Raw genomic sequence first — 13,914 nt, forward strand, 5'->3', positions numbered from 1 at the left:
TATGGAGCAGGTTTTTATCTACGACACCACCTTGAGGGATGGCTCGCAGGCAGAAGGTATAAACTTTTCCGTAGAGGATAAGATGCGCATACTTCAAAAACTGGACGAATTTGGAGTGCATTACATAGAGTGCGGATGGCCCGGTGCGAACCCAAAAGACACTATTCTCTTTGAAAGGCTGAGAAAGATAAAAACTCAAAATGCCAAAATAGTAGCCTTTGGTGCAACAAGAAAAGCTGGAAAGAAGGCGCACGAAGATAAGCAGGTGGAAAACCTTTTGAAATCGGGTGCCAAGGTGATAACCGTATTTGGCAAGAGCTGGGACTTTCATGTAACGCATGCCATAGGGACCACCTTAGAGGAAAACCTGGACATGGTTTACGAGACGGTAAGCTATCTTAAAAAGCATGTGGAGGAGGTTATCTTTGACGCAGAGCACTTCTTTGACGGATACAGGCACAACGAAAGCTATGCTTTTAAGGTATTGGAGGCAGCTTTTCAGGCAGGTGCGGACTGGATAGTCCTCTGCGATACCAACGGTGGCACCCTTCCCAATGAGGTTTATGAGATAACCAAAAAGGTTGTACAAAAGTTTCCACAGGCACGCGTAGGCATACACGCTCACAACGATTCAGATACTGCTGTGGCTAACTCTCTTATGGCGGTGCTTGCAGGTGCAAGGCAGGTTCACGGCACTATAAACGGCTTGGGGGAAAGAACGGGCAATGCTAATCTGTGTTCCATAATACCTAACCTTCAGCTCAAGCTGGGCTTTAGTGTAGTGCCTTCCCAAAACCTCAAAAAGCTCACCGAGCTTGCTCACTTTGTCTCCGAAATCTCCAACACGCCACTGCCCAAAAACATGCCTTATGTAGGGGAGAGTGCTTTTACCCACAAAGCAGGCGTACACGCCTCTGCAGTTATGAAAAGGTCAGAAACATACGAACACATAGACCCTTCTTTGGTAGGAAACAGAAGGAAGGTGACAGTGTCTGACCTTTCTGGAAGGAGTAATATACTTTACAAGCTCAGGGAAATGGGGCTTGAGGTGGATGATAAGTCCCCTGAGCTTATCAAACTCCTTGAAAAGATAAAGGAACTTGAGAAGGAAGGCTACCACTTTGAAGCAGCTGAAGCTTCTTTTGAGCTTCTTTGCAAGAGGCATTTTGGGCTTGTTAAAAACTATTTTGACCTTGATGCTTACAGGGTGCTAATAGCCAGAAGGAGTACAGACCTATCTCCTGTTTCGGAAGCCACCGTAAGACTCTATGTGGAAGACATAAAGGAGCATACAGCAGCTCTTGGTAACGGACCAGTGAGCGCCCTTGACAGAGCCCTCAGAAAAGCCTTGGAAGAGTTTTATCCAAGCCTTAAAGATGTTCAGCTCATAGACTACAAGGTGAGAATAGTTAACGAATCGGAGGGTACATCTGCCAAAGTGAGGGTGCTTATAGAATCTACCGATGGTAGAAGAAAGTGGGGAACGGTGGGAGTTTCGGAAAACATAATAGAAGCCTCTTGGATAGCCTTAACTGATAGCCTCGTATATAAACTCTTAAAAGACGAAGAAGAGGGTATAATGTGATCCTATGAAGAGGGTGCTTTTCCTTTTCTCTCTCTTTCTCCTTTCCATGGCAGAACCAGTAAAGCTCAGCAAAAACATACATATAAAAGTTATTGATGCGGAAGGTATTACCCACCATCTGAGAGGGATAAGTTGTAATGGTAGGGATTATCTGAAAGTTAGTGAGGGGAGCATAGAGTATTCTATACCTTTTGAAAGCATAAAACACATAAAAGTGCTCTCCCAAAAGGAGGGTATCCTTGATATAAATGTGGAGCTTACAAATGGAATAGAAAGGCGCATAAGCGTAAGTGCCAACACCTATTGCACATCCCAATCTGAACTGGGTAAAGCAAGCTTTTACATTAAGGATGTGAGAGATATCTTTATAGAAAAAGGAGAGCAAAGATGAAGAGAGTTAAGTTTTTGGGTATCCTGATACTTACCTTTGGTTTGGGCTTCGTGCTTGGTACAGCAGGCGGTTTTCCCAAAAATAGTGGTGGTGAAGATGATTACAGGTATTTTAGGCTCTTCACTGATGTTTTCAAAGTAGTAAAGGAGAACTATGTGGAAAATGTTAGCACTAAGGACCTTATATACGGTGCGTTAAATGGTATGATGAAATCCTTAGACCCCTTTTCCGCCTTCTTTACACCCGAACAGTACAGAGAGTTTAAGGAAGAGACGGAAGGTGAGTTTGGTGGTGTAGGTATTGAGATAAGCATGGAAAAGGGAAGACCCATAGTGGTCTCTCCTATAGAGGGGACACCAGCCTATAAAGCTGGGATAAGACCTGGGGACATAATACTTGAGATAAACGGAGAGGATACATCTAACATGATGCTAATGGATGTGGTGCAGAAAATAAGAGGCAAACCAGGTACAAAGGTAAACCTGACTATAATGAGGAAAGGCTTAGACAAGCCCCTAAGGTTTGAGCTTGAAAGGAGTCTCATAAAGATAGAGAGCGTAAGGTGGACAAAGTTTGAAGATGTAGGTTATATAAGGCTCTCCCAGTTTAACGACGGTGCAGGCGCCCAGATGGAAAAGGCTATTAAGAGTCTCCTGTCCGAAGATGTTAAAGGTTTGGTGTTGGACCTGAGAAACGACCCAGGTGGTCTTCTCACGGAGGCGGTAAATGTAGCAGAGCTTTTTATTCCTGAAGGTAAGCTCATAGTTTATACCAAATCAAGGGATGGTGAGATAAACAAGTACTTCTCAAGAAGAAAACCTATTGTACCTGAAGACATACCACTTGTAGTTCTGATAAACAAAGGTTCTGCCAGCGCATCGGAAATAGTCACTGGCGCACTCCAAGACTATAAAAGAGCTATTATAGTTGGAGAGAAGAGCTACGGCAAAGCTTCAGTTCAGAACATCATGCCACTTGAGGATGGCTCTGCTATAAAGCTCACCATAGCATACTACTACACACCTCTTGGAAGACTGATACACAAGAAGGGTATAACCCCGGATGTGCAGGTTAGCATGGACGAAAAGCAGGAAGAGCAATTGCAGGAAGCCATAAGACAGAAGAGGATGCAAGGAGACCATCACAAGCTCATACTTCTTCCCGAGCTTGACCCCCAGCTGAGAAAGGCTATTGAGATTATAGAAAAAGGTAAAACTTTGAAAAAAGCCGCATGATCACACTTGCTGTTGAGACTTCTTGTGATGAGACTGCCCTTGCCCTTTTTTCTTCTGAGTCAGGCATAATAGGTGATGTGCTGCTTTCTCAGGCTGTCCACTCGGAGTTTGGTGGAGTGGTGCCGGAGCTTTCCGCAAGGGAACACACCAGAAACATACTCCCTCTCTTTGACAAACTTTTAAAAGATACAGGTATGGACATCTCCAAGATAGACTTTGTATCTTTCACTCTCACACCGGGATTGATACTATCCTTAGTTATAGGTGTAGCTTTTGCCAAATCTCTGGCTTATGCTTTAAGAAAGCCCTTGGTGCCAGTGCATCACTTAGAAGGACACATATACTCCATCTTCTTGGAAAAACCCATAGATTACCCTTTTATATCCCTTATAGTGTCTGGAGGGCACACGGACCTCTACTTGGTGGAAGACTTTGGAAAGTATATCTTTCTGGGTGGCACTCTGGACGATGCAGTAGGAGAGAGCTACGACAAGGTGGCAAAGCTTATGGGACTTTCTTATCCAGGTGGACCCATAATAGATAAGCTTGCCCAAAAGGGAAGACCTGCCTATCACCTCCCAAGACCTCTGATAGGAGAAGATGGTCTCAATATGTCTTTTAGTGGACTAAAGACGGCTGTAAGAAACATAGTGATGACGGGAAATTACTCTAAGGAAGATCTGGCTTGCTCCTTTCAGCAAGCGGTGGTGGATGTTTTGGAAAAAAAGGTTATAAGAGCTGTAGAGCTCACAGGAGTAAGAAATATAGCTGTTGTTGGAGGTGTATCCGCCAACTCTGAACTAAGAAGAAGGTTTAAAGAGCTATCTGAGAAGCATAACTACCAAGTTTATTTCCCTAAGCCTAAATTCTCTACTGATAATGCTTGTATGATAGCTTACGCAGGTGTAGAGAGGTTCAAAAGGGGCATTACAGCCCCCCTTGATATAAACCCAGAGCCCAACACACCCTTAGAGCTATTTGGAAAAGAGTGGAGCTAAAGAAAGTGCCTTTTTGAGTATTTCCTTGTCCCCTTTATACTTTACAAGGTTCTCAGCCTCCTTCCATGTAAAAAACCTTGCATCCAAAACCTCCCACGAAGCCTTAGGCTCTCCAGCCTTGTACCTCATCAAAAAGTAAAGGACTCTCTTCTTTATCCTTTTTCCTTCCCTCATGTAAAAGTACTCTATTTCTCCTATCCTTTGGAGAATCTCCCCCTTTATACCCGTTTCCTCCTCCACCTCTCTGATGGCGGCATGTTCGGGACTTTCTCCAGATTCTACTATACCCTTTGGAAAGGTCCATATTCCCGAAGGATTTTTCACCAGCAAAACTTCTCTGTCTCTAATGACAACACCGCCTGCGGAAAATTCGTGCATCATTGTGATAAAATATTCTAAGGAGGATGAGCTATGCAAGAGGAAAAAAAAGAGGAGATGAACCTCAAAGAAGAGATTGAAAGGCTGGAAAAGGAGCTGAAAGCCCTCAAGGAGAAGATAGGTATTGAGGAAAAACCTATGCTACAAGTACCTATTGAAAAGGCAAAGGAGATTACCACTAGCCTTTTGGATGTTGCCAACAGGATCATAAAGGTAGCTTCAGCTGCAGCATCAGGTGCCATAGAAGGTGCTAAAAAGGAGCTGGAAAAGTCAAAGAAGGAGCAAAAGCAGGAAGAAGAGAAAAAAGAGCAGTAAGTTATGAACTATTGGCGCGGTATAATAAATAAATACAGGGAATATTTGCCTATTTCAGAAAACACACCTGTTATAACTCTCTGTGAGGGAAATACTCCTCTTATACACGCGGAAAATCTCGCCAGGGAGATAGGCTTTAAAGGGGAGATATATCTCAAATATGAGGGACTAAACCCTACGGGATCCTTTAAAGACAGAGGGATGACCCTTGCCATATCAAAAGCTGTAGAAGCTGGAAAAAAGGCTGTTATATGTGCTTCTACAGGAAATACCTCCGCTTCTGCTGCGGCTTATGCTGCAAAAGCTGGGCTCAAAGCTTATGTGCTTCTTCCCAAAGGTGCAGTGGCACTGGGAAAACTCTCTCAAGCAGTTATGTACGGTGCAAAGGTTATAGCCGTGCAGGGAAACTTTGACGATGCTCTTTATATGGTGAGAAAGATAGGTGAGCTTTTGCCGGTTGAAATAGTCAACTCGGTAAACCCCTTCCGTATAGAGGGGCAAAAGACTGCAGCCTTTGAGGTATGTGATGCCTTGGGCGAAGCGCCAGATTATCACTTTATACCAGTAGGCAACGCAGGAAACATAACCGCTTACTGGAAAGGATACTTGGAGTATTACCGCGTCGGGAAGATAAGGAAACTCCCTAAGATGATGGGATGGCAGGCGGAAGGTGCTGCTCCAATAGTGAAAGGCTATGTTATAAAAAATCCGCAAACTATAGCCAGCGCCATAAGGATAGGAAATCCTTACAGCTGGCAACAGGCTCTTGCCGCAGCTAACGAATCAAAGGGAAGAATAGATGCTGTAAGTGATGAGGAGATCCTAAATGCATACAAGCTGGTGGCTTCAAAGGAAGGTATCTTCTGCGAGCCTGCCTCCGCAGCCAGCATAGCGGGGCTCATAAAGCTGGTAAGGGAGGGCTACCTTAGTGGTAAGGAGGTGGTGGTATGCACCCTTACGGGAAATGGGCTTAAGGACCCCAGCACCGCTATGAGCGTGTGCCAAGAACCCATCACCTTACCCCCAGACATAGAGAAGGTGCTGGAGGTGATAGAGCTATGAAGGTGGTAAAAGCACATCAAAAGCGGGCGCTTCCTTTGGCAGCTAAGGTTTTAGAAAAAGGAGGAATAGTCTTTGCGCCAACGGATACCATCTACGGACTTTTGGCTGATGCTACCAAACCAAAAGCCGTAGAGAGGCTATACTCCATCAGAAGACCATCAGGAAGACCCTTTATCCTTCTCCTTCCAGACAAATACTGGCTGGAGGTTTTTGACATCTACGCCAAGCCTACATACTGGGACCTGCTTGATGCTCATATCACTGTTATCTTCTACAAAAGAACCACCATACCCATGCACCTGACAAGGGGCAAAAAGAGCTTAGCCTTCAGAGTGCCCAAGAGAGGTACCTTTATAAGGGACCTTCTTCTTTATCTTGATGCTCCCCTTGTTGCCCCCAGCGCCAATCCGGAAGGTATGGAGCCGGCAAAGGATGTAAAGATGGCTATGGACTACTTTGGAGATAAGGTGGACCTTTATGTGGATGCGGGTCGTATTGAAGGAAAACCCTCCACCATAGTAAGACTCATAGGCAAAAACAGAATAAGGCTTGTTAGAGAAGGAAGTGTAAGCTTCAAGGAGATTCTGGAGTTTGCAAGAAGATTATAACCTAAGGTTATAACTCTTTCTGTATCCTACAAGCTCTACAAGCGCCTGGGCAAACTCTCTTATCTCCTTCTGTGCGCTTTCGTGCCTTCTTAAACTTATAAAGTTGTCAAGAGAAATTCTTGGAACTGTCCAGTAAAACCTTGTGTGCATAAACTGTGGGAGGACACCTCTGGCAAGCTCTCTGGCAACAGCTTTTTCAAGCATGTTTTTGTATAGTGTCAAAAGGTCATCCATGTAAAACTTTATTTTTTTGAGAAACAGAGAGTTCCAAGGCTCTTCTATCTGCTCTTCTATGGATGCCTGCCTGTTTTTGGAAGACTGTTTTCTCAGATATTTAGGAATGTAAAAGGTAGGGTCATAGCTTACATACCTTCTGCTAACTTCGTTATAAGAGCCAAAGCGGTGTCTGTGCCACTGCCTTGCTACAAACAAAGGACACTCCACCACAAATGTGTAGTAATCCATAGAGGTTCCCAGCTCAAGCCTATCAACGAGTCCTATCCATCCTGATGAAGTCTCTATTTTCTTTATAACATAGGAACTGTCAAGAGAGTAGCTTTCTGTATCATCTCCTTCTATGATGGCATATGTAGTAGGTAGTCTTTTCTTTACTTCTTCCTTTACCTCTTGTGGTATGTGTTCAAAAGCGTTTATAAAGTTCCTAAGGTTGAGATAAATATAACCCTCCGTCCAGTAAACCTGAAAAACAGGACTGCTTACCCTTTCTATAAGACCCAGCCATAAGCTTTTTTCTCCTTCAAAAGCTATAATCACATGCTCAAAAGGGCTTGCGTGTTTGTTTTCAAAAAGATACTTTATGAGCTTTTTATCCCTCTCTTTGTCCACCTCCGCATCTTTAGCGAATGATACCCTTGCGCATCTTACTATTCTTTGGTCTGACCCCATTATATGAACTTTCATGCTCTCTATTATAATATCTTGGCTATGCAAAGCATGACTGGTGTGGGGAAGGCTGTGTTTGAAAATGACGAATGGAAGGTATCTACCATCGTCAAGAGCGTAAACTCAAAAGGTTTGGACATATTTATAAAAACCAATTACAACCTCTCATCCGCAGAGATAAACATAAGGAAGCTGGTGAGGGAGTTTATCACGAGGGGTACTGTTAATGTGCACATAGATGTAACACCCAAAAAGGTCGAAACACCTGTTGACATAAAGAAGGTCCTCGTAAATGTGCAGATAGTAAAGCTTGTTATGGAAGAGCTTGGGCTTAAGCTCACCGACGATACCATCTTTCAAACTGCCTGGAAGTATTCGGAAAAAACCGCAGAGGAACTAAGTCCACAGCTGGAAGACTGCCTTTACTCTTCACTGAGAGAAGCCCTCAGGGACCTTGTAAGGAGCAGAAAGGAAGAAGGAGAGCATATAAAGGAAGACATACAAGCAAGGTTGCAAAAGATAAAGGGGTTGTTAGAAGAAATAGAAAAGCTTAAAGACCAGGTCCTGAGCTTAGTCAAAGGCAGAATACTTGAGAAAGCAAGAGAGCTTGGTTTGCCGGAGGTTCATCCAACTGTGCTTAATGAGATCACTTTTATACTTTCAAGGATGGATGTGGATGAAGAGTTAACAAGATTCAAGACGCACCTGAGTAAAATAAACTCCCTTCTTGATACGGAAGGTGATGTAGGTAGAAAGTTGGACTTTACCCTTCAGGAGATACACAGGGAGATAAATACCCTTGGCAACAAGATGCCTGAAGTTTCCCATCTGGTGGTGGAAATAAAGTCAGAGATAGACAGGATAAGACAGCAGGTGGCAAATGTGGAATAAAAGGTGTATAATATAATCATAGCGGGCGTAGCTCAGTGGTGGAGCGGCTGCTTGCCATGCAGCAGGTCGCGGGTTCGAGTCCCGTCGCCCGCTCCATACTAAAGCTCTATCTCCTCAGGTGAAGAGTAGCTTTTGCAAACCTTCCCCTCGCACACCAAAAGCCCCTTCATATGCCCCTTTACAACCAACTTGAAGGGTCTGAATGCCTTCATCATCTCCCAAAAGTAACCATCCGTCTCTACTTTAAAAACCCCTCTTAAAAAAGCGTAAAGGCTAATTAGGTAAGAGTGCGAAGCCATAGGCATCTCTCTCATAAACCGTGAAAAAGCCATGAGGTTTTTCTCTGCATATTCTCCATATTTGGTATCACCAGTTATAGCTTCCATAAGGAGTAGCAGATACGGAGATGTGCCATTTACAGATTGGATGGGTGTATCTTGGATAGGTTTATGCTTTATAAGCAATAGTCCTTCCCCCTTTTGATGCGTATCAAAAAAGCCCCATCCCTGATCATCCCAGAATAGCTCTATAGCCTTATCCAAAAGCTCCTTTGCCATATCCAAGTAAGTTCTATTTTGAGTTATTTCAAAGAGGGACAAAAGACCCTGCGATAGATATATGTAATCCTCCGAATAACCGCTTACACCATCGGTATGATCAAGAGAGCCATCTCTGTACCTTTCTTTTATGAGCCTATTGGCTGTCTTTTCTGCCATAAGAAGACTCCACTCATCCTGAAAGACCTTGTAGTAAACACATAAAGCATCTATCATAAGCCCATTCCAGCCAGTGTAAATGGTTTTGTCTATGTAAGGTATCTCCCTGCTGTTTCTATAACTTAACATTTTTTCTTTGGCGCTTTTTAGAAGCTCCTCCACCTTTTCCTTGGGTATGTCCAAAACTTTGCTTACCTGCTGCGCATCCATGTTTATAAAGAGCACATTTTTGTGCTGATGATGGGGCATTCTGCCTCTTGTATCTATACCAAAGTAGAGCTTTACCACCTTTAGCTCCTCTGGGTCAAGCAGTAGCCTTAGCTCGTCAGATGTAAAAGTGTAATGACCACCCTCATCAAGCACGCCTATGTCTGCATCCTGAGAGGCGTAAAATCCACCTTCTTGATCCGATCCGTAAAGTTTGTAGTAATTTACTATGCCCTTTGCCACATACTCATAAAGGGGATTTTCAAATACCTGATAAGCAAGAGAGTATAGTCTGAGAAGCTCCGCGTTGTCATAAAGCATCTTTTCAAAGTGCGGTATGTTCCATGTATCATCCGTAGAGTATCTGAAAAAGCCTCCCAAAAGGTGGTCGTAAATACCACCTTTTGCCATAGCATCCAAAGATGAGATAATAGCCCTTTTTACTATCTCCTCCTTGGTAAAGTAGTAGTGATAAAGGAGTAGCTCAAAAGCCTTGGCATGATGAAACTTGGGAGCACTGCCTATACCTCCCTTTTCGTAATCTACCGAAGAGAGAAGAGCGCCTATACCCCTTTTTAGAAGTTCTTCATCCACAAAATCCTTAAAGGTCATAGAGCTGTAATTTTGTAGCTCCAAAAAGATGTGGTCTGCTGATTTTAAAATTCTCTCCTTTTCTTCCCTCCAGAGCTGTGAAATCCTAAGAAGCAGAGATTTTAAACCGGGTCTTCCCCATCTGTCTTCAGGTGGAAAGTAGGTGCCTCCAAAGAAGAGCTTCCCATCGGGAGTAAGAAAAGCTGTCAAAGGCCACCCTCCGCTTCCGGTAAGAGCTATTACTGTTTCCTGATACCTCCTGTCTATATCCGGCCTTTCGTCCCTGTCCACCTTTATTGCAACAAAGTTCTCGTTTATTATCTTGGCTATTTCTGGGTCTTCAAAGCTTTCCTTTGCCATTACATGACACCAATGACACCATACACCACCTATGGAGAGCAGTACAGGTTTGTCCTCTCTCTTTGCTTTTTCAAAGGCTTCCTCACACCACTCGTACCAATCAACGGGCTGATATGCTGATTTTCTAAGATATGGACTTCTGGCATTTATCAGTCTGTTAGGCATACGCATAAATTATGTAAAAGGGAGAAAAAAGCAAGATGAGATAAATTATGCTACTGCATAAGATAATCAAAACTGACCCTCATGGTCTTTCCTTTGCTGTCCTTTATGTATACATTTATTGAGTAAAGACCCTTATCGGACATTTGGAACCAGCCGCCGTAGTTGTCTCCGTATTGATGGGGATATTTGGTGAGTGGTTTTCTTTCTGCTCTCAGTATAGGAGACCTTACCTCAGCTTCTACAGAGTAATTAGAGAAATAGACCACCTTACCCTTCTCTTCTTCTCTCCAAAGAGCTACTGCAAGGTGGTGAGTGTCGTATGGTTTGGGTTCACCGTGGCTTTTGACCAGAAGCTCGTAAGCTCTTGGGAAGGTATTTCTAATCTCCTCAATGCTCACTATACCTATGCTCACATTCATGTTAGGGAGCTTCTTGGTTAGAGGTGTTTTCAGTATCTCGTCCTCCTGAGCGTAAGCCAAATATAAAAGGGTAAAGAGGAAAAGTAGCAGAGACATCAACTTGTATCTCATCTTTCTCCACCTCCTTCTTTATAAGATAAACGCTTAACTTTTCTTAAGCTATTAGATTTTTATTGTTTCCGTATAAGCTGGTCTTATTTGGGAAATTTATGTTATAATGATAGCGTTATGGAAAAGGTCAGTTTGGAGCATGTTTACTTAGGTGTGTTGGCTATGGCTATATCCTTAGCCCTTATTCTGCTGGCGGGCAGGCCTTCTATAAGACCCACCAGGTTTCAGGCTCTTTGGGAGGGCTATCTCAGATTCGTGCGTAGCATGCTCCTTGAAAACGCAGGTAAGGAAGGAATTAGATACACCCCCATAATAGCTTCAATAGGTCTGTTTGTGTTCTTTTCCAATCTATTTGGTATGGTGCCAGGGCTTGAAGCTCCAACAGCAAATGTTAATACCAATCTCGCTTTGGCACTCTCTGTTTTTATACTGTATAACTTGGAGGGGTTTAGAATACACGGATTTGGTTACTTAAAGCACTTCATGGGACCAAATGTTTATCTCGCTCCCTTCTTTTTCCTCATAGAGGTTATCTCCCACTTGGCAAGGCCTATAACCCTGACGCTGAGGCTTTTTGCCAACATGAAGGGGGGAGCACTGCTCCTTCTTGTGCTTGTAAGCCTTGTGATAAAAAACCCCTTTACTATGGCGGTGTCTCCCGTTATCCTTCTCTTTATTATAGCTATAAAATTTTTGGCAATTTTTATACAGTCTTACATTTTCATGATCCTTTCCGTTGTTTACCTTTCAGGTGCCATATCCCATGAGGAACACTGAAATGAAAAATCTTAATGGAAGGAGGTTTGATATGAAGGCAAGACTGCTGATACTTAGCACGCTTCTGCTTACCGGTGTTGCACTTGCTCAAGAAGCTACACAGGGCGCTCATCTGAAGGAGGGCCTTATGTATCTGGGTGCAGGCTTGGCAATAGGTCTTGCAGCCTTAGGAACGGGCATAGGAATGGGACACGCAGTTAGAGGGACTCAAGAGGGTACTGCAAGAAATCCTACTGTAGGCGGAAGATTGCAGACAGTTATGTTCATAGGCTTGGCTTTTATAGAAACGCTGGCTCTTTATGCCCTTCTGGTGGCTATAATACTGCTATTCGTGAAGTAAGGGGATAAAGATGGCAACTCAGAGAAACATCACAAGGATATCTAACTTCAAGAGAAAGCGCAAAAGTGGGTTTTTGGCAAGGATGTCCACCAAAAGTGGAAGGAAGATAATAAATAGAAGAAGACGCAAGGGAAGGAAGAGACTGGCACCTTGAGGAAGATATGTGTAATGATAATAAGGTTGTGGCAAAGGCTCGTATCCCCTCTTTATCCCCCCTCCTGCAGATACTATCCCACATGCTCTGAGTATGCCATCCTCTCTATTGAGAAGTACGGTGTGGTAAAAGGTGGACTCAAAGCCCTGTGGAGAGTTTTAAGGTGCCACCCACTTTCAAAGGGAGGTGTTGATTATCCCTGATGGAGAAAAACGAGATAGATGTAAAGAGACTCTTTGCTTTGATGTTGGTGGTAACCCTTTTGATGTTTGGCCTTGAGCTATACACCTATTACTTTTCTCCCAAAGAGATACCTCAAAAGGCAGTCAAGAGGGAAGAGGTGCAGAGCTTTCCACAGCTTATGCTGGGAAGCATGAGGGAGTCTAAAAAACCTGTGCAGATTCAGGCTTTTGATTTTAGGCAGTTTACCCTCTTAGTTTCTTTGGAAGGCGGTAAGATAGTGAAACTCGTGGACAAAAAGTACTCTTATGACCTGATCACCGATACGGAGAGAAAACTCAATGTGTACCCTCTTGAAGTTTATACAGGCAACCCAGACCTTGACCAGAAGCTAAACTTTGCTCCTTATCAGATAACAAGGGAAGGTGACTCAATTGTTATGACTTACACGGATGGAAGTATAAGCCTGACTAAAAGGCTCACTTACGAGGAAGGCTATTTTAAGCTTTCCATAAGCTCAAAGGGTTTACCTTCACCTCTTTATGTGGTGGTAGGGAGCCACCCAAAAGGTGACGAATTTTACACCCACTCGGGACCTGTTTTGAGCATAGGTGGTAAGGTGGAGAGGTTAGATGTGGGGAGTATAAAGGGAAGGGAATTCCTAAGCGGGGACATAAGCTTTGCAGGAGAAGAAAGCCGGTATTACTTTAAGGGCTTTGTAGGTAAGATTCCCTCCGTTTTGATATACAAAGTCGGGGAGGATAAGGATAGTTTAACGCTGGTTGAGGTAAGCAATCCTTTAATCTTCTATGCAGGTGCAAAGGAGTATTCAAGGCTCAAAAAGATAGGCTTATCGGATGTTATAGATTATGGGACGCTCAAAATCTTAGTAAAACCACTATTTATCTTTATGTACTGGATATACGAACATCTTCGCTCGTGGGTTTTCTCCATTCTGGCGCTTACCCTTCTGGTAAGAGTATTCATGTTTCCTCTTACATACAAAAGCACCATCTCTATGATGAAGCTGTCAGAATTGGCACCTAAGGTGCAAGAGATCAGGGAAAAGTACAAGGAAGACCCCACCAAGATGCAAGAGGAGATGATGAAACTTTACTCTCAAGTAGGTTTTAATCCCATGTCCGGCTGTCTCCCTATGATCCTTCAGATACCTGTGTTTTTTGCACTTTACAAGGTTCTCACCATAACGGCAGACCTTCAGCTTGCCTCCATGCTCTGGATACCCAGCCTATCCCACAAAGACCCCTACTACATACTTCCCATAATAATGGGTCTTACCATGATAGCCCAGCAGTTTATAAGCCCAAATCCAGACAAAACTCAGAACTTTATGATGTATGTGTCCTCTGTAGCTTTTACCTTTCTCTTTGCCAGCTTTCCGGCTGGTCTTGTCCTTTACTGGACCTTCAACAACATATTCAATATGGGGCAGAGTTATCTTATAAAAGAGGTGCTTTTAAAGGATAGGAAGAAGGTTAAAGCAGAAAGAAAGAAAAAAAGAAAGTAA

General features: G+C 43.4%; 17 protein-coding genes and 1 tRNA gene. 14 read left to right on the forward strand and 4 right to left on the reverse strand.

The features are described from left to right. Position 1: 1 nt before the first annotated feature. From cimA to tsaD, 4 genes are read left to right on the forward strand one after another with little or no spacing between them, the layout of a single operon-like run. A complete protein-coding gene (gene cimA / locus HTH_RS06870) occupies positions 2-1,585 on the forward strand; it encodes a citramalate synthase (protein ID WP_012963992.1) in 1,584 nt (527 codons plus the stop codon). Positions 1,586-1,589: 4 nt separating this feature from the next. After that, positions 1,590-1,976, forward strand: a complete 387-nt coding sequence (locus tag HTH_RS06875; RefSeq protein ID WP_012963993.1) for a hypothetical protein — start codon at positions 1,590-1,592, stop codon at positions 1,974-1,976. Beyond that, positions 1,973-3,211, forward strand: a complete 1,239-nt coding sequence (locus HTH_RS06880) for a S41 family peptidase (protein WP_012963994.1) — start codon at positions 1,973-1,975, stop codon at positions 3,209-3,211. Before HTH_RS06875 ends, HTH_RS06880 begins: the two co-directional genes overlap by 4 nt. Beyond that, positions 3,208-4,209, forward strand: coding sequence for a tRNA (adenosine(37)-N6)-threonylcarbamoyltransferase complex transferase subunit TsaD (gene tsaD, locus HTH_RS06885; RefSeq protein WP_012963995.1), 1,002 nt, complete (start codon positions 3,208-3,210; stop codon positions 4,207-4,209). The genes HTH_RS06880 and tsaD overlap by 4 nt, the downstream gene beginning before the upstream one ends. Here the strand turns inward: tsaD and HTH_RS06890 are convergent. After that, positions 4,186-4,590 carry an NUDIX hydrolase gene (locus HTH_RS06890; protein WP_012963996.1) on the reverse strand — a complete coding sequence of 135 codons (405 nt, stop codon included), beginning with the start codon at positions 4,588-4,590 and terminating at the stop codon, positions 4,186-4,188. The two genes, tsaD and HTH_RS06890, sit on opposite strands and share 24 nt — an antisense overlap. Positions 4,591-4,620: 30 nt before the next feature. On the opposite strand from HTH_RS06890, the gene HTH_RS06895 reads away from it, so the two are divergent. The 3 genes from HTH_RS06895 to HTH_RS06905 are packed head-to-tail and all read left to right on the forward strand — an operon-like array spanning position 4,621 to position 6,572. Further along, positions 4,621-4,902, forward strand: coding sequence for a hypothetical protein (locus tag HTH_RS06895; RefSeq protein ID WP_012963997.1), 282 nt, complete (start codon positions 4,621-4,623; stop codon positions 4,900-4,902). 3 nt (positions 4,903-4,905) lie between these two features. Then, entirely contained in the window at positions 4,906-5,964 is a 1,059-nt protein-coding gene (gene thrC / locus HTH_RS06900) for a threonine synthase (protein ID WP_012963998.1), read from the forward strand. After that, positions 5,961-6,572, forward strand: a complete 612-nt coding sequence (locus HTH_RS06905) for an L-threonylcarbamoyladenylate synthase (protein WP_012963999.1) — start codon at positions 5,961-5,963, stop codon at positions 6,570-6,572. Before thrC ends, HTH_RS06905 begins: the two co-directional genes overlap by 4 nt. Here the strand turns inward: HTH_RS06905 and thyX are convergent. Beyond that, a complete protein-coding gene (gene thyX, locus HTH_RS06910; RefSeq protein WP_012964000.1) occupies positions 6,567-7,493 on the reverse strand; it encodes an FAD-dependent thymidylate synthase in 927 nt (308 codons plus the stop codon). The genes HTH_RS06905 and thyX overlap by 6 nt on opposite strands. A 24-nt stretch (positions 7,494-7,517) precedes the next feature. Between thyX and HTH_RS06915 the strand changes: the two genes are divergently transcribed. Next, complete coding sequence (locus HTH_RS06915) at positions 7,518-8,366, forward strand: YicC family protein (protein ID WP_012964001.1); 849 nt, start codon at positions 7,518-7,520, stop codon at positions 8,364-8,366. 21 nt (positions 8,367-8,387) lie between these two features. Then, positions 8,388-8,462 (forward strand) — tRNA-Gly (locus tag HTH_RS06920). A gap of 2 nt (positions 8,463-8,464) precedes the next feature. Here the strand turns inward: HTH_RS06920 and HTH_RS06925 are convergent. After that, entirely contained in the window at positions 8,465-10,405 is a 1,941-nt protein-coding gene (locus HTH_RS06925; protein WP_232500419.1) for a thioredoxin domain-containing protein, read from the reverse strand. A 50-nt stretch (positions 10,406-10,455) separates the two neighbouring features. Next, a complete protein-coding gene (locus HTH_RS06930; protein WP_012964003.1) occupies positions 10,456-10,935 on the reverse strand; it encodes a hypothetical protein in 480 nt (159 codons plus the stop codon). Positions 10,936-11,052: 117 nt separating this feature from the next. On the opposite strand from HTH_RS06930, the gene atpB reads away from it, so the two are divergent. From atpB to HTH_RS06955, 5 genes are read left to right on the forward strand one after another with little or no spacing between them, the layout of a single operon-like run. Continuing rightward, on the forward strand, positions 11,053-11,712 hold the full coding sequence (gene atpB, locus HTH_RS06935) for a F0F1 ATP synthase subunit A (RefSeq protein ID WP_012964004.1): 660 nt from the start codon (positions 11,053-11,055) through the stop codon (positions 11,710-11,712). Positions 11,713-11,743: 31 nt separating this feature from the next. Continuing rightward, positions 11,744-12,052, forward strand: coding sequence for an ATP synthase F0 subunit C (gene atpE, locus HTH_RS06940; RefSeq protein WP_012964005.1), 309 nt, complete (start codon positions 11,744-11,746; stop codon positions 12,050-12,052). A gap of 10 nt (positions 12,053-12,062) precedes the next feature. Beyond that, positions 12,063-12,206, forward strand: coding sequence for a 50S ribosomal protein L34 (gene rpmH, locus HTH_RS06945; protein WP_012964006.1), 144 nt, complete (start codon positions 12,063-12,065; stop codon positions 12,204-12,206). Between the two features lie 14 nt (positions 12,207-12,220). Then, positions 12,221-12,409, forward strand: coding sequence for a membrane protein insertion efficiency factor YidD (gene yidD, locus HTH_RS06950; RefSeq protein ID WP_425480508.1), 189 nt, complete (start codon positions 12,221-12,223; stop codon positions 12,407-12,409). Continuing rightward, positions 12,409-13,914, forward strand: a complete 1,506-nt coding sequence (locus tag HTH_RS06955) for a YidC/Oxa1 family insertase periplasmic-domain containing protein (protein WP_012964008.1) — start codon at positions 12,409-12,411, stop codon at positions 13,912-13,914. The genes yidD and HTH_RS06955 overlap by 1 nt, the downstream gene beginning before the upstream one ends.

The organism is Hydrogenobacter thermophilus TK-6 (assembly GCF_000010785.1).
GTDB classification, from domain to species: Bacteria; Aquificota; Aquificia; order Aquificales; family Aquificaceae; genus Hydrogenobacter; species Hydrogenobacter thermophilus.